The organism is Streptomyces sp. NPDC052036 (genome assembly GCF_040680495.1).
Lineage (GTDB): Bacteria > Actinomycetota > Actinomycetes > Streptomycetales > Streptomycetaceae > Streptomyces.
On the sequence record NZ_JBFAWW010000011.1, the window covers coordinates 123,569 to 137,747 of the forward strand.

The following is a 14,179-nucleotide window of genomic DNA, read 5'->3' on the forward strand; positions in this document are numbered from 1 at the left end:
GGGCGGCGGGCGCACGACGGGCCCGCCGCCCACGGGGAGACGGGCCCGTTGCGCGGCCGGCTACAACGGGGGCCGCAGGTCGACCAGTTCGGCCAGGGCCGCACGGTGGTGTCCGGCACTCCCGTAGGCGGTCACATCCGCCTTCGCCCGCTTGAGATACAGATGGACCGGGTGCTCCCAGGTCATACCGATACCGCCGTGCAACTGGACGGCCTCCTCGGCGGCGTGCACGGCGACGGGGGCCGCGTAGGCCGCGGCGACGGCGACCGCGACGTCCGTGTCCGCGCTGTCCGTCGCGAGCGCGTCGGCGGCGTTGCGCGCGGCGGCCCGCGCGCCCACGACCTCCAGCCACATCTGCGCGAGCCGGTGCTTGAGCGCCTGGAAACCGCCGACGGGCCGGTTGAACTGCTTGCGCTCCTTCAGATAGCGCACGGTCTCGGTCAGGCACCAGTCGGCGAGGCCGAGTTGCTCGGAGGCGAGCAGTCCGGCCCCGGCCCGCAGGGCGCGTCGCACGGCCGTCCCGGCGTCCTCCGTGAGACGGCGCCCCGGCGCCCCGTCGAAGGTGACGGCCGCGAGGGGCCGGGTGAGATCGAAGGACACGTGCGGGGTGACGGTCACGTCGGCCGCGTCCACCGCGTACAGGGCACCGTCCTCGGCCGGAACGAGCAGCACATCGGCGATGGCCGCGTCCGCGACGGCGGTCACCTCCCCGTGCAGCAGCCCGCCGTCCTGCCGTACGACGCCGGGGGCGCCCGTGGGGCCCGCGGACAGTCCGACCGCGAGCGCACCCACCTTGCGGCCGGACGCGAGCTCCGCCACCAGCGCGGCGGCCTCGTCGCCCTCGCAGGCGAGCAGGGCCTCGGTCGCCACGACGGCGCTCGTCAGATAAGGCACCGGGGCGACCGCGCGCCCCAACTCCTCCAGGACGACCGCGGTCTCGCGGTGCGAGGCGCCCTGTCCGCCCAGGGACTCCGGCACCAGCAGCCCCGCGAGGCCCATGCCCTCCGTGAGCGCCTTCCACAGGGCGCGGTCGTGCGGGGCGTCCGACTCGGCGCGGGCGAGGACGCCCGCAGGATCGCAGTGGTCGGCCAGGAGGTCACGGACGGCGGCGCGCAGCGCCTCTTCCTCCTCCGAGTACAGCAGATCGGGCTGCGTCGGCTGCGAGTTCATCGGGACAGGTCCTTCCACGCGACGTCCTTGTCGGTGCGCGGCTCGGCGGGCAGGCCCAGGACACGCTCGGCGACGATGTTCAGCAGAACCTCGTTGGTCCCGCCCTCGATGCTGTTGCCCTTGGCGCGCAGATAGCGGTAGCCGGCGTCGCGGCCGGTGAAGTCGACGAGTTCGGGCCGGCGCAGGGTCCAGTCGTCGTAGAACAGGCCCTCCTCGCCGCGGAGTTCCACCTCCAGACCGCTGATCTCCTGGTTGAGGCGGGCGAAGGCGAGCTTCATGCCGGAGCCTTCGGGGCCGGGCTGGCCCACGGCGAGCTGCTGGCGCAGCCGTTCGCCGGTGAGCCGGACGACCTCGGCCTCGACCCACAGCGTCAGCAGCCGCTGGTGCAGGTCGGGGGTGCGCAGTTCGGGCCGCTCGCGCCAGGTCCGCACGACCGGGTTGATCATGCCGCCCTCACGCGGGATCCGCATGCCGCCGATGGACACCCGCTCGTTCATCAGCGTGGTCTGCGCGACGCGCCAGCCGTCGCCGATCTCGCCGAGGCGGCGGGCGTCGGGGATGCGGACGTCGGTGAGGAACACCTCGTTGAACTCGGCCTCACCGGTGATCTGCCGCAGGGGCCGGACCTCGACGCCGGGGGCGGTCATGTCGCAGATGAAGTAGGTGATGCCCTGGTGTTTGGGCAGGTCCGGGTCTGTGCGGGCGATGAGGATGGCCCAGCGGGCGAGGTGGGCGCCGGAGGTCCACACCTTCTGCCCGTTGACGATCCAGTCTCCCGACTCGTCGCGGACGGCACGGGTGCCGAGCGCCGCGAGGTCGGAACCCGCGCCGGGCTCGCTGAACAGTTGGCACCACACCTCCTCGCCCGTCCACAGGGGCCGGAGGTACCGGCGCTGCTGTCCCTCGGTGCCGTAGCGCAGGATCGTCGGCGCGGCCATGCCGAGGCCGATGCCGTTGCGCCGCGGGTCGTTGTCGGGCGCGCCCGCGCCCTGGAGTTCGGCGTCGACGATCGGCTGGAGCGAGCGCGAGGCGCCGAGGCCGCCGAGGCCCTCCGGGTAGTGCACCCAGGCGAGTCCGGCGTCGAACTGGGCCCGCAGGAAGTCGAGACGGTCGGTACCGGCGGGCGGGTGGGCGGCCAGCAACGAGCGGGTGCGCTCGCGCAGTTCGGCTGCGTCGGTCATACGGCGGCTCCGTTCTCCGGTGCGACGGCGATCCGGCCGGTGGTGACGCCGTCGGCGACACGCTGCACGGCGTCCGCGGCCTCGCCCATCGGCACCCGCTCGCTCACCAGCGGCTTGACCGCGCCCTGCGCGGCCAGCTCGGTGAGCTGCTCGTGGCAGTGCTGGATCAGCTTCGGGTTCTTGGTGTTGTACAGGCCCCAGTGCAGCCCGAGGATGGAGTAGTTCTTGACGAGGGCGTGGTTGAGCGCGGGGCTCGGGATGTGGCCGCTGGCGAAGCCCACGACGACGATCCGTCCCTCGAAGGCGACGACCTTCGCGGACTGGGCGTAGGCCTGACCGCCCACCGGGTCGTAGATCACATCGGCGCCCCGGCCGCCGGTGGCCTCCTTCACGGCGGCGATGACGTCCTCGGCGCGGCGGTCGATCACGACGTCGCAGCCCAGTTCGCGGGCCACCACGGCCTTGTCGGCGCCGCCGACGACGCCGATGACGGTGGCGCCCGCGGCCTTGCCCAGCTGGACGGCCGCGCTGCCGACCCCTCCGGCGGCAGCGTGGACGAGCAGTGTCTCCCCGGCCTGCAGCCCGGCCCGGCGGTGCAGACCGAACCAGCCCGTCTGGTAGCCGATGTGCAGAGCCGCGGCCTCGGCGTCGTCGAGGGCCTCGGGGGCGGGCAGGAGGGCCGCGGCATCGGCGACGGCGTAATCGGCGAAGCCCCCGTACGGCAGCGCCGGATTGGCGATCACCCGCCGTCCGTCCTCGGTCTCCGCGCAGATCTCGACGCCCGGTGTGAACGGCAGCGGCGGGGTGATCTGGTACTGGCCGCGGCACAGCAGGGCGTCCGGGAAGTTGACGTTCGCGGCCCGCACCTTCAGCAGGACCTGGCCGTCGCCAGGCGTGGGCGGCTCCACCTCCGCGAGTCGCATCACCTCGCGCGGCTCGCCGTTCTCGTGCACTTGCCATGCCTGCATGCGCGGCCTCCAGAGGGCTGTGCTGGTCGTGTTCGCTGACCGGGTTCGACCGCATACTAAGCGGTCGCTTGCCGATCAGGGAACAGTCGTCCGCGTCACGACCGGCGGGGCCGCGCCCGTACGTGCATCCGCTCGCCCTGGGGCCCGAACAGGCTGAGGAACTCGACCGGCCCTTCCCCGGTCGAGCCGAACCAGTGCGGCACCCGGGTGTCGAACTCGGCGGCCTCGCCCGCCGCCAGCACCACGTCGTGCTCGCCCAGCACGAGCCTGAGCCGGCCCGAGAGCACATACAGCCACTCGTAGCCCTCGTGCGTCCGCAGGTCCGGTTCGAGCCTGCGCTGCGGCTCGACCACCTTGAACGCCTGCAGTCCCCCGGGCTGGCGGGTGAGCGGCCAGTGGGTGCGGCCATCGCGGACGATCGGCTCGCCGCGCACCCGAGGGTCCCGCACCGGCGGGGCGCCGACCAGTTCGTCGAGCGGCACCTCATGGGCCTGCGCGATCGGCAGCAGCAGTTCGAGGCTGGGCTTGCGCAGGCCCGACTCCAGGCGCGAGAGCGTGCTGACGGAGATGCCGGTCGCCTCCGACAGTCCCGCGAGCGTCACCTCCCGCTCCTTGCGCAGCCGCCGGAGCCTGGGGCCCACGCCCGCGAGAACCTCGTCCGTACCCATGGACCTCATTGCAGTTCCGGCAAATGAGTTTGTCAATGCCGTGGCGGTCGGGCGACGGTTCCGGCGGAGGTGGTCACCATGGCGGTCACGATGACCGAGAGGAACAGCCGGACGTACGAGGTGGTCGTCGTCGGGGGCGGGCCGGCCGGACTGTCGGCGGCGCTGGTCCTGGGCCGGGCCCGGCGCCGCACGCTCGTCGTCGACGCGGGCGAACCGCGCAACGCGCCCGCCTCGCATCTGCACGGCTATCTGTCCCGGGACGGCAGGCCGCCCGCCGATCTCCTCGCGGCGGGCCGCGAGGAGATCGCGCGCTACGGCGTGGAGCTGGTCCGGGACCGGGCCGTGGACGCCGTCCGGGACTCCGGCGGCGAGTTCGACGTGACACTCGCGGGAGGGGGGTCCGCGCACGCCCGCATGCTGGTGCTCGCCACCGGTCTGCGGGACGAACTGCCCCCGGTGCCCGGGGTCGCCGAGCGGTTCGGGCGGGATGTGCTGCACTGCCCGTACTGCCACGGCTGGGAGGTGCGCGACCGGCCTTTCGGGGTGCTCGCGACCAGCCCGTCGGGCGTGCATCAGGCGCTGATGGTCTCCCAGTGGTCGAAGGACGTGACCCTGTTCCTGCACACGGTCGCCGAGGACGAACTGTCCGACCTCGATCTGCGCAGGCTCGCGGCGGCAGGGGTCGGTGTGGTGCGCGGCGAGGTCGCGGGGCTGGTGGCCGAGGAGGACCGGCTCACCGGGGTCCGACTCGCGGACGGAACGGTCCACGACCGCTCCGTGCTGTTCGTCGCGCCCCGCGCCGTCCCGCGCAGCGGCTTGTTCGAGCGGCTGGGCGCCGAGCTGAGCGAGACCCCGTTCGGCAGCTATCCGGTGGTCGACGAGCGGGGGCTGACGACCGTGCCCGGGCTGTGGGCGGCGGGCAACGCCATCGGTTTCGCGGAGCAGATCGTGAACGCGGCCAGCCGCGGGTACCGGGCCGGGGCCGGGATCAACGGGGAACTGCTCATGACGGATCTGGACGCGGCCGCCCGGGTGTAGAGCCACCGCCCGCGGTGCACCATGACTGCATGCTCCTCGCCCGGCTGGCCCGTGTCTCCCAGGAAGTCGCCGCCACGTCGGCGCGGTCCCGCAAGATCGCGCTGCTCGGCGAGCTGTTCCGGGACGCCGACGCGGACGATGTGCCGGTCGTCATCCCGTATCTGGCCGGGCGGCTGCCCCAGGGGCGGCTCGGCATCGGCTGGAAGCTCCTCGGGCAGCGGATCGCGCCCGCCGCCGAGCCCACGCTCACCGTGCGGGACGTGGACGCCCGGCTGAGCCGGATCGGCGCGGTCACCGGCACCGGCTCCCAGGCCGAGCGCAAGCGCCTGGTCGGCGAGTTGCTGGCGGCGGCCACCGCGGACGAGCAGCGGTTCCTGACCGGGCTGCTGTCCGGTGAGGTGCGGCAGGGGGCGCTGGACGCCCTGGCCCTCGAGGGACTGGCCGAGGCGACGGGGGCCGACCCGGTGGACGTCCGGCGGGCCGTCATGCTCGCCGGATCGCTCCAGGTCGTGGCGCGGGCCCTGCTCGCCGAGGGTACGGCGGCCCTCGGCACCTTCCGGCTCACCGTCGGCCGGCCGGTGCTGCCGATGCTCGCGCACACCGCGCCGTCCGTCGCCGAGGCCATCGGGAAGCTCGGCGCGTGCGCCGTGGAGGAGAAGCTCGACGGCATCCGTGTCCAGGTCCACCGCGACGGCGACGACGTACGGATCCACACCCGCACCCTCGACGACATCACCGCCCGGCTGCCGGAGATCACGGCGGCGGCCCTGGGGCTGCCGGGCGAGCGGTTCATCCTGGACGGCGAGGTCATCGCGCTGGACGAGAACGGACGGCCGCGGTCCTTCCAGGAGACCTCCGGGCGGGTCGGCTCCCGGGTGGACGTGGCGACCGCCGCCGCGGCCGTGCCCGTCTCCCCCGTCTTCTTCGACGCGCTGTCGGTGGACGGCCGCGATCTGCTGGACCTGCCCTTCGCCGACCGTCATGCGGAGCTGGCCCGGCTCGTACCGGAGCCGATGCGGGTGCGGCGCACGGTGGTGGAGGGGCTCGCGGACACGGCCGCCGCGGAGGCGTTCCTCGCCGATACCCTGGCGCGCGGTCATGAAGGGGTGGTGGTCAAGGCCCTCGACGCTCCCTACAGCGCGGGGCGGCGAGGCGCCTCCTGGCTCAAGGTCAAGCCCGTGCACACCCTCGACCTCGTGGTGCTGGCCGCCGAGCGGGGCCACGGCCGCCGCTCCGGCAAGCTGTCCAATCTGCATCTGGGTGCCCGCACCCCGGACGGCTCCTTCGTGATGCTCGGCAAGACGTTCAAGGGCATGACGGACGCGATGCTCGCGTGGCAGACCGAGCGGCTCGGCGAACTGGCGGTGGCGGACGACGGCTGGGTGGTGACCGTACGACCCGAACTCGTCGTCGAGATCGCCTACGACGGGCTCCAGCGGTCCACCCGCTACCCGGCCGGTGTCACCCTGCGCTTCGCCCGGGTGGTGCGCTACCGCGAGGACAAGCGGCCCGAGGAGGCCGACACGTTGGAGACCCTGCTGGCCGCACACCCCGGGGTGGTGCCATGAGCGGGCGGCCGGCGCGCAGCGCCGGTCTGCTGCTGTTCCGGCGCACCGATCACGGTCTGGAGGTCCTGCTCGGCCATATGGGCGGCCCGTTCTTCGCCCGCCGCGAGGAGGGCGCGTGGACCGTGCCCAAGGGCGAGTACGAGTCCGGGGAACCCTCCTGGGAGGCCGCCCGCCGCGAGTTCCGGGAGGAGCTGGGGCTGCCGCCGCCGGACGGGGAGGCCGTGCCGCTCGGCGAGGTGCGGCAGCGGGGCGGCAAGGTGGTCACGGCGTGGGCCCTGGAGGCGGACCTCGACCCGGCGGCGATCGTCCCGGGCACCTTCACGATGGAGTGGCCGCCGCGCTCGGGGCGCCTTCAGGAGTTCCCCGAGCTGGACAGGGTGGAGTGGTTCGGGCTCGACCGGGCCCGTGCCGTGATCGTGACGGCACAGGCCGCGTTTCTCGACCGGCTGGCGGAGCACTCGGGCTGACGCAAGAGCCGCGTTGCGGTGGAGGCCGCCGCGCGGGAAGGTCGTAGCACAGCCTGTTCCCAGGAGGTCAGCCATGCCCATCGCCACTGTCAATCCGGCGACCGGCGAGACGTTGGAGACGTACGACGCCCTGGCCGAGGAGGAGATCGAGCGCAGGCTCGCCACCGCCGAGGCCGCGTTCCGCACCCATCGCACGACCACGTTCGCCGAACGGGCCCTGAGGATGAACAGGGCGGCCGGCCTGCTGGAGGAGGACGAGCAGGAGATCGCCCGGGTGATGACCACCGAGATGGGCAAGCCGGTCAGGCAGGCCCGCGCGGAGGCCGCGAAGTGCGCCAAGGCGATGCGCTGGTACGCGGAGCACGCCGAGGAACTGCTCGCCGACGAGGAGCCCGCCGAGTACGACGCGAAGGACTCGGGCGCCTCCTGGGTGATCGTGCGCTACCGGCCGCTCGGCCCGGTCCTCGCCGTCATGCCGTGGAACTTCCCGCTGTGGCAGGTGGTCCGCTTCGCCGCGCCCGCGCTGATGGCGGGCAACGTGGGGCTGCTCAAGCACGCCTCGAACGTTCCGCGGACCGCGCTCTATCTGGAGGACCTGTTCCGCCGGGCGGGCTTCGCCGAGGGCTGTTTCCAGACCCTGCTCGTCGGCTCCGGCGCGGTGGAGGGCATCCTGCGCGACCCGAGGATCAAGGCCGCGACACTCACCGGCAGCGAACCGGCCGGCCGGTCCGTGGCCTCGGTCGCCGGGGACGAGATCAAGAAGACGGTCATGGAGCTGGGCGGCAGTGACCCGTTCATCGTGATGCCGTCCGCCGACGTGGAACGGGCCGCGGAGGTGGCGGTGACCGCCCGGGTGCAGAACAACGGGCAGTCGTGCATCGCCGCCAAGCGGTTCATCGTGCACACCGATGTGTTCGACGTGTTCACCGAGCGGTTCACGGCCCGGATGAAGGCGTTGAGGGTCGGCGATCCGATGGAGGAGGACACCGAGGTCGGGCCGCTCGCCAGCGAGCAGGGCCGCGCGGACGTGGAGGAACTGGTCGAGGACGCGGCCGCCCGGGGCGCGGCGGTGCTGTGCGGCGGTGAACGCCCGGACGGTCCCGGCTGGTACTACCCGCCGACCGTCCTCGCCGATGTCACCCCGCAGATGCGCATCCACCACGAGGAGGCGTTCGGCCCGGTCGCCACCCTCTACCGGGCGGCCGGCATCGACGAGGCGGTGGCGATCGCGAACGACTCGCCGTTCGGACTGAGTTCGAACGTGTGGACGCACAACGGCACCGAGGTGGACCGTTTCGTCCAGGACCTTGAGGCCGGTGGTGTGTACATCAACGGGATGACGGCCTCTCATCCGGCGTTTCCGTTCGGCGGGGTCAAACGGTCCGGCTACGGGCGGGAGCTGTCGGGGCACGGAATCCGCGAGTTCTGCAACATCACCACCGTATGGCACGGAGCGTGAGCGTTCCGCGGCTACGATCCCTGCTGTGAACCGCGAAGTGACCCTGCCTCTGATCGTCGACGACCATGGCACGTTGCAGGTGGCGGCCGCGGACGTCAGCAAGCTGCTGCGCACGGTGGGCGGCCGGTGGCTGCGGCTGGTGGAGGCCGGCGAGGACGGGCTCGACGAGGACACCGTGGCCGCGCTGACCATCGAGCTGGCCAAGCTGGCGGACCGGATCGATGTGGCGTGCATCGCGCACAGCAGCGGCTCGTTGCACTAGGGATGCCCAGGTGCGGCGCCGACCCGCGTCGCCGCGGGCCGGTCAGGTGCGCGCGTCCAGTTCCCACAGGGCGTGCCAGAACCGGGTCTCGTACCCCTGGAGCAGTCGGCCGTAGCGATGGGCGCGGTCCTCGTCCAGACGGCCGGTGTCCAGGCCCTCCCGCACGGCCTCCTCGGCCCTGCGGTGCAGGTCCGGTGACGGCTCGGCGAAGTAGTCGAAGAAGCCGCAGGCCGCGTCGTCGAAGCCGTAGTGGTGGCGCAGCGCCTGCGCGATGGACGCGCAGTAGCCGCCCCAGGCCGCGAAGTTGGCGCTCAGAGCCAGGACGACGTCGGCCGGTTCCCCGTTCAGGGCGAGCCAGGCCACGTAGGCCGGGTAGCCCTGGCAGTCCGCCGGCGGTTCGTAGGTGTTCGCGGTCTCGCCGGCCCGGCAGACCGCGGCGAAGTCACCCAGACGATCTTCGGCCACGACCTCGCCCTCCGCAAGTGCGATGAAGAAGGCCGCGCTCGCGGGCTCGTCCCGCGACCGCCCGGACAGATGCAGAAACGCCCTGCGGTCCGCGGCGATCACCTCCCGCTGTTCGAGGGCGAGCGCCGCGAGGGTGGCCGGCTGGGCCGCGCCCCGGGCGATCAGCGGAAGCAACCGGTTGGCGTGCGGATCCGGGGCGAGCTTCCGGGCGGCCTCCTGCAGCAGTTCCCTGGCCGTGCGCGCCATCGGCGCCCCTCCTCCGCCTCGTCCGACTCACCGAGCATGCCCGGAATGTCACTGTGCGTACATCACTGAAGCGGAGTAACCCGACGAGATATCGCAGCCCCGCCGGGCCATCGTGGGTGAAGCCCTCATACGGGTGAACCCCTTCCGCCGGGGGACGACGAGTCCCCCGCCAAGGCGAAAGAAGGCGCGCTCCATGGCCACTCTGTGCAGACCCGCGGTTTCCGTTCCTGAGTATGTGATCACGATGGAGGAGACACTCGAACTGGCACGCTCCCGCCACGCGGACCACCCCCAACTCCCGCTGGCGCTTCGCTTGATCGAGAACACCGGGGTCCGTACCCGGCACATCGTGCAGCCCATCGAGGAGACCCTGAAGCACCCCGGCTTCGAGGAGCGCAACAATCTCTACGAGGCCCAGGCGAAGGCCCGGGTGCCGGCGGTCGTCCAGCGGGCGCTGGACGACGCCGAGCTGCTCACCACGGACATCGACGTGATCATCTACGTGTCGTGCACGGGGTTCATGATGCCCTCGCTGACCGCGTGGCTGATCAACGCGATGGACTTCGCCACCGACACCCGGCAGATACCCATCGCCCAGTTGGGCTGCGCCGCGGGCGGCGCCGCCATCAACCGGGCGCACGACTTCTGCCGGGCCTACCCGGACGGCAACGCGCTCATCGTGGCCTGCGAGTTCTGCTCGCTGTGCTACCAGCCCACCGATCTGGGCGTCGGCTCGCTGCTGTCCAACGGCCTGTTCGGCGACGGCATCGCGGCCGCCGTCGTCCGCGGCAAGGGCGGCACCGGCGTCAGGCTGGAGCGCAACGGGTCGTATCTGATCCCCAAGACCGAGGAGTGGATCGCGTACGACGTCCGGGCCACCGGATTCCACTTCCTGCTGGACAAGCGGGTGCCGACCACGATGGAACCCCTCGCCCCGGCCCTGCAGGAGCTGGCACGCCAGCACGGTTGGGACGCCTCTGACCTGGACTTCTATATCATCCACGCGGGCGGTCCGCGGATTCTGGACGACCTGAGCAAGTTCCTGCGGGTGCCGCCGGAGGCGTTCCGGTTCAGCCGGGCCACGCTGACCGAGTACGGCAACATCGCGAGCGCGGTCGTCCTGGACGCGCTGCGCCGGCTCTTCGAGGCGGGCGGCGCCGATCACACGGCGCGGGGCCTGCTGGCCGGCTTCGGACCAGGCATCACGGCGGAGATGGCCCTGGGCCGCTGGCATGTCTCCGGGAACGGGAAGAACGGAACGTGACGACGACCGACAGGGTGTCGGCGGCCGAGGGGCTGTTCGTACCGCCCGGCCACGGCCGCGTCGTACGGACGCCGGCGCAGCATGTGACGTTCAAGGTGACCGGCTCGCACTCGCGCATGGCATCCACGTTCGAGGTGATCGTGCCGCCCGGCTTCGACGTCGGCGCGCATGTCCACACCCGCAGCGAGGAGCTGTTCTACGTCCTGGAGGGCGAGCTGGACGTGCTGGCCTTCGAGCCCCGGGTACGGACCCCCGACCGCTGGCAGAAGTGGGAGTCGCGGTCGGGCCGCCGGGTGGTGCGAGCGACTCCGGGCACAGTCATCGTCGTACCGCCGGGCTGCCCGCACGCGTTCGCGAACCCGACGGAGACCCCCGCGAAGATGTTCTTCCAGGCCTCTCCGCCGCCGGATCACGAACGCTACTTCGAGGAACTGCTGGAGATCCTCGCGGACGGGGGTCCGCCGGACCAGGAGGCGATCGAGGCGCTGCGCAGGCGCTACGACATCGAGCAGCTCACACCGCTCAGACACCGGTGAGCCGGACCCCGGCGTGCGTCTCTCCGCGCCGACGGCACCCTCCAGGAGCTGACGGCGCGACACCCGCCACGACGCAGTGGGCGTGGCGGGCACGGGACCGGCCGGCAGGCAGGCAGGCAGGGGCGGCACTACCGGATCGGCATTCCCGACAGCGTACGTGCGATCACCAGCCGCTGGATCTCGCTGGTGCCCTCAAAGATGGTGTAGATGGCCGCGTCGCGGTGCATCCGCTCCACCGGGTACTCCCGGGTGTAGCCGTTGCCTCCGAGGATCTGGATCGCCTGCGCGGTGACCTTCTTCGCCGTCTCGCTGGCGAACAGCTTCGACATGGAGCCCTCGGCCGCCGTGAACGGCTTGCCGTTGACCGCCATCCACGAGGCCCGCCACACCAGCAGCCGGGCGGCGTCGATCTGGGTCCGCATGTCCGCGAGCTGGAAGGCGACACCCTGGTTGTCGATGATCAGCCGACCGAACTGCTCGCGCGTCCGCGCGTAGTCGAGCGCCACCTCGTACGCGGCCCGGGCGGTGCCCACGGCCATCGCGCCGACGGCCGGGCGGGAGGCCTCGAAGGTGGCCATGGCCGCGTTCTTCACACGGTCGCCGCCGGCCTTCGCCTTCTCGCGGGCGCGGGCGAGGCGCTCGTCCAGCTTCTCCTTGCCGCCGAGCAGACAGGAGCCGGGGACGCGGACGTTGTCGAGGATCACCTCGGCGGTGTGCGAGGCGCGGATGCCGTGCTTCTTGAACTTCTGGCCCTGGGCGAGACCCGGGGTGTTCGGGGGGATGATGAAGGAGGCGTGTCCCTTGGAGCCCAGCTCCGGGTCGACGACCGCGACCACGACATGGACATTGGCGATGCCGCCGTTGGTGGCCCAGGTCTTGGTGCCGTTGATCACCCACTCGTCCTTGGCCTCGTCGTACACGGCCCGCGTACGCATGGAGGCGACATCGGAGCCGGCGTCGGGCTCCGAGGAGCAGAAGGCGGCCACCTTGACATCGTTGGTGTCGCCGTACATCTGGGGGATCCAGGTGCCGATCTGCTCCTCGGTGCCGTTGGCGAGGACGCCCACGGCCGCGAGTCCGGTGCCGACGATCGACAGCGCGATGCCCGCGTCACCCCAGAACAGCTCCTCCATCGCCATGGGGATGCCGAGGCCCGTGGCGTCGAAGTACTGCTGGGCGTAGAAGTCGAGGGAGTAGATGCCGACCTTGGCGGCCTCCTGGATGACCGGCCAGGGAGTCTCCTCACGCTCGTCCCATTCGGCGGCCGCGGGGCGGATCACATCGGCGGCGAAGCCGTGCAGCCAGTCCCGGACCTCCTTCTGTTCGTCGTTGAGCTCCATGGTGAACTCGGCCATGTCCCCTCCAGCACTGCGCCAGCCTGTTACTTGCGGTAACTTCAGTCTGTTACTCACCAGTAGGAGAAGTCAACTCCCAGGCCGTAGCGGTCCTCCACGACGGGCGGTCGGCAGCTCGTTCGATACTGACCCGCCTTTCAGTGTTAGTTTGCGCAGGCGTCACCGATACAGCACGGGTGGGGAGAGATCATGGACACCACGCAGCGGACCGAGCAACAGCGGTCCGCCGACCGCCGACGGCGAGAGCTGCTGGAGGCCGCCGACCGGGTGGTGCTGCGCGACGGCCCCGGGGCCTCGATGAACGCCATCGCCGCCGAGGCCGGCATCACCAAACCGATCCTCTACCGACACTTCGGCGACAAGGGCGGCCTGTACGCCGCGCTCGCCAAGCGCCACACGGACGCGCTGCTCGACTCGCTGCGGGCGGCGCTGGACGCCCCGGCCGAACGGCGGGAGCGGGTGGAGGCCACCCTGGACACCTATCTCGCGGCCATCGAGGCACGACCGCAGGTCTACCGCTTCCTGATGCATCCGGCGGAGGGCGGCTCACAGAGCGACCAGGGCTTCGACACCGGCCGGCACTCCATCCCGGTGCTGCGCCGCATGGGCGAGGAGCTGGCCGTCTTCATCGAGGAGCGACTGGACCTCGGCCCGGGCAGCCATCAGCTCGCCCGGGTGTGGGGACACGGCATCGTCGGGATGATGCACGCGGCCGGCGACTGGTGGCTCGGCGAGCGGCCCTGCACCCGGGCCGAGTTGGTGCGGAGCCTGGCGGACCTGCTGTGGGGGCGGCTCGCGGCCGCCGGGGACCGCGTCGGAGGACCCGGGTTCTGAGGTCCGGGTTACGAGGTCCGGGTTACGAGGTCCCCGCCGCCCGACGGCTCGTCTTAGTCGTGGTCGTAGTGGTGGAGGAGGATGGCGCGGGCGCTTCCCTAACGGGGCGCCCTGCGCCGCCATTGCCGCATCACCTTGCGCTGCCGCCAGCCGCCGAGCCGGTCCACGTAGAGACTGCCGTCGAGATGGTCGCACTCGTGCTGCAGGCACCGGGCGAACCACCCGGTCCCCTCCACCCGCACCGGCTCGCCGTCCATCGTGCGGCCCTCGACGACGGCACGGTCGTAGCGCTCCGTGCCCGCCTCCAGGCCCGGCACGGACAGACAGCCCTCCGGTCCGCGCAGTACCACACCGTCCGCCTCGACGAGCCGCGGGTTCACCAGATGTCCCAGATGGCGCACTTCGTCGTCGTCCGGGCAGTCGTACACGAACACCCGCAGCGGCTCGCCGATCTGGTGCGCCGCCAGCCCCACGCCCCGCGCGGCGTACATGGTGGCGAACATGTCCTCGACGAGACGGGCCAGTTCGGGGCCGAAGTCGGTGACCTCCGCGCCCGGGGTGCGCAGCACCCGGTCGCCGAGCAGGGTGAGGGGCCGGACGCGCCCTCGGGCACCCGGGATGAAACGGTGTCGCATGGCGGCAAGGGTACGGTCGTCAGGGTCGCGTGGGCGCCGGGGTGGTGCCGCGGTTCGGGCGCG

The 14,179-nt window shown here is 72.0% G+C and carries 15 protein-coding genes; 8 read left to right on the plus strand and 7 right to left on the minus strand.

The genetic code is table 11. The annotated features are described in order from the left end of the window. Positions 1-60 precede the first annotated feature (60 nt). The 4 genes from AB0L95_RS17820 to AB0L95_RS17835 form a co-directional block, all read right to left on the minus strand. Complete coding sequence (locus tag AB0L95_RS17820; protein ID WP_365162611.1) at positions 61-1,170, minus strand: acyl-CoA dehydrogenase family protein; 1,110 nt, start codon at positions 1,168-1,170, stop codon at positions 61-63. Then, entirely contained in the window at positions 1,167-2,351 is a 1,185-nt protein-coding gene (locus AB0L95_RS17825; RefSeq protein WP_365162612.1) for an acyl-CoA dehydrogenase family protein, read from the minus strand. Before AB0L95_RS17825 ends, AB0L95_RS17820 begins: the two co-directional genes overlap by 4 nt. Beyond that, the gene (locus AB0L95_RS17830; RefSeq protein WP_365162613.1) at positions 2,348-3,319 is read right to left on the minus strand and encodes an NADPH:quinone oxidoreductase family protein; all 972 of its coding nucleotides are present in this window, start codon (positions 3,317-3,319) and stop codon (positions 2,348-2,350) included. The genes AB0L95_RS17825 and AB0L95_RS17830 overlap by 4 nt, the downstream gene beginning before the upstream one ends. Positions 3,320-3,414: 95 nt before the next feature. After that, positions 3,415-3,987, minus strand: a complete 573-nt coding sequence (locus AB0L95_RS17835) for an XRE family transcriptional regulator (protein ID WP_365162614.1) — start codon at positions 3,985-3,987, stop codon at positions 3,415-3,417. 78 nt (positions 3,988-4,065) lie between these two features. Here AB0L95_RS17835 and AB0L95_RS17840 point away from each other — a divergent pair, with 78 nt between their 5' ends. From AB0L95_RS17840 to AB0L95_RS17860, 5 genes are all read left to right on the plus strand, one after another. Next, entirely contained in the window at positions 4,066-5,025 is a 960-nt protein-coding gene (locus AB0L95_RS17840; RefSeq protein ID WP_365162615.1) for an NAD(P)/FAD-dependent oxidoreductase, read from the plus strand. A gap of 29 nt (positions 5,026-5,054) precedes the next feature. Beyond that, positions 5,055-6,593, plus strand: a complete 1,539-nt coding sequence (locus tag AB0L95_RS17845) for an ATP-dependent DNA ligase (RefSeq protein WP_365162616.1) — start codon at positions 5,055-5,057, stop codon at positions 6,591-6,593. After that, positions 6,590-7,060: an NUDIX domain-containing protein gene (locus tag AB0L95_RS17850; protein ID WP_365162617.1), complete on the plus strand. Its 471-nt coding sequence runs from the start codon at positions 6,590-6,592 to the stop codon at positions 7,058-7,060. Before AB0L95_RS17845 ends, AB0L95_RS17850 begins: the two co-directional genes overlap by 4 nt. Before the next feature lie 73 nt (positions 7,061-7,133). After that, entirely contained in the window at positions 7,134-8,519 is a 1,386-nt protein-coding gene (locus tag AB0L95_RS17855) for an NADP-dependent succinic semialdehyde dehydrogenase (RefSeq protein ID WP_365162618.1), read from the plus strand. A gap of 25 nt (positions 8,520-8,544) precedes the next feature. Continuing rightward, on the plus strand, positions 8,545-8,781 hold the full coding sequence (locus AB0L95_RS17860; protein WP_365162619.1) for a DUF6213 family protein: 237 nt from the start codon (positions 8,545-8,547) through the stop codon (positions 8,779-8,781). A 42-nt stretch (positions 8,782-8,823) separates the two neighbouring features. On the opposite strand, the gene AB0L95_RS17865 is transcribed toward AB0L95_RS17860, so the two are convergent. Then, positions 8,824-9,492, minus strand: coding sequence for a transcriptional regulator (locus AB0L95_RS17865; RefSeq protein ID WP_365162620.1), 669 nt, complete (start codon positions 9,490-9,492; stop codon positions 8,824-8,826). Between the two features lie 133 nt (positions 9,493-9,625). Here AB0L95_RS17865 and AB0L95_RS17870 point away from each other — a divergent pair, with 133 nt between their 5' ends. Both AB0L95_RS17870 and AB0L95_RS17875 read left to right on the plus strand, forming a co-directional pair. After that, entirely contained in the window at positions 9,626-10,756 is a 1,131-nt protein-coding gene (locus tag AB0L95_RS17870; RefSeq protein WP_365162707.1) for a type III polyketide synthase, read from the plus strand. 14 nt (positions 10,757-10,770) lie between these two features. Then, entirely contained in the window at positions 10,771-11,292 is a 522-nt protein-coding gene (locus AB0L95_RS17875; RefSeq protein ID WP_365162708.1) for a cupin domain-containing protein, read from the plus strand. Between the two features lie 128 nt (positions 11,293-11,420). Here AB0L95_RS17875 and AB0L95_RS17880 read toward each other — a convergent pair whose 3' ends face one another. Continuing rightward, positions 11,421-12,647, minus strand: coding sequence for an acyl-CoA dehydrogenase family protein (locus tag AB0L95_RS17880; RefSeq protein WP_365162621.1), 1,227 nt, complete (start codon positions 12,645-12,647; stop codon positions 11,421-11,423). 189 nt (positions 12,648-12,836) lie between these two features. Here AB0L95_RS17880 and AB0L95_RS17885 point away from each other — a divergent pair, with 189 nt between their 5' ends. Continuing rightward, a complete protein-coding gene (locus AB0L95_RS17885) occupies positions 12,837-13,481 on the plus strand; it encodes a TetR family transcriptional regulator (protein WP_365162622.1) in 645 nt (214 codons plus the stop codon). Positions 13,482-13,579: 98 nt separating this feature from the next. On the opposite strand, the gene def is transcribed toward AB0L95_RS17885, so the two are convergent. Next, the gene (def, locus tag AB0L95_RS17890; RefSeq protein WP_365162623.1) at positions 13,580-14,116 is read right to left on the minus strand and encodes a peptide deformylase; all 537 of its coding nucleotides are present in this window, start codon (positions 14,114-14,116) and stop codon (positions 13,580-13,582) included. Positions 14,117-14,179 lie beyond the last annotated feature (63 nt).

Excerpts from the sequence above, each read along its gene's own strand:
- AB0L95_RS17820 (WP_365162611.1), bottom strand. The coding sequence starts at position 1,170 with ATGAACTCGCAGCCGACGCAGCCCGATCTGCTGTACTCGGAGGAGGAA.
- AB0L95_RS17825 (WP_365162612.1), bottom strand. The coding sequence starts at position 2,351 with ATGACCGACGCAGCCGAACTGCGCGAGCGCACCCGCTCGTTGCTGGCC.
- AB0L95_RS17830 (WP_365162613.1), bottom strand. The coding sequence starts at position 3,319 with ATGCAGGCATGGCAAGTGCACGAGAACGGCGAGCCGCGCGAGGTGATG.
- AB0L95_RS17835 (WP_365162614.1), bottom strand. The coding sequence starts at position 3,987 with ATGGGTACGGACGAGGTTCTCGCGGGCGTGGGCCCCAGGCTCCGGCGG.
- AB0L95_RS17840 (WP_365162615.1), top strand. The coding sequence starts at position 4,066 with ATGGCGGTCACGATGACCGAGAGGAACAGCCGGACGTACGAGGTGGTC.
- AB0L95_RS17845 (WP_365162616.1), top strand. The coding sequence starts at position 5,055 with ATGCTCCTCGCCCGGCTGGCCCGTGTCTCCCAGGAAGTCGCCGCCACG.
- AB0L95_RS17850 (WP_365162617.1), top strand. The coding sequence starts at position 6,590 with ATGAGCGGGCGGCCGGCGCGCAGCGCCGGTCTGCTGCTGTTCCGGCGC.
- AB0L95_RS17855 (WP_365162618.1), top strand. The coding sequence starts at position 7,134 with ATGCCCATCGCCACTGTCAATCCGGCGACCGGCGAGACGTTGGAGACG.
- AB0L95_RS17865 (WP_365162620.1), bottom strand. The coding sequence starts at position 9,492 with ATGGCGCGCACGGCCAGGGAACTGCTGCAGGAGGCCGCCCGGAAGCTC.
- AB0L95_RS17880 (WP_365162621.1), bottom strand. The coding sequence starts at position 12,647 with ATGGCCGAGTTCACCATGGAGCTCAACGACGAACAGAAGGAGGTCCGG.
- AB0L95_RS17885 (WP_365162622.1), top strand. The coding sequence starts at position 12,837 with ATGGACACCACGCAGCGGACCGAGCAACAGCGGTCCGCCGACCGCCGA.
- def (WP_365162623.1), bottom strand. The coding sequence starts at position 14,116 with ATGCGACACCGTTTCATCCCGGGTGCCCGAGGGCGCGTCCGGCCCCTC.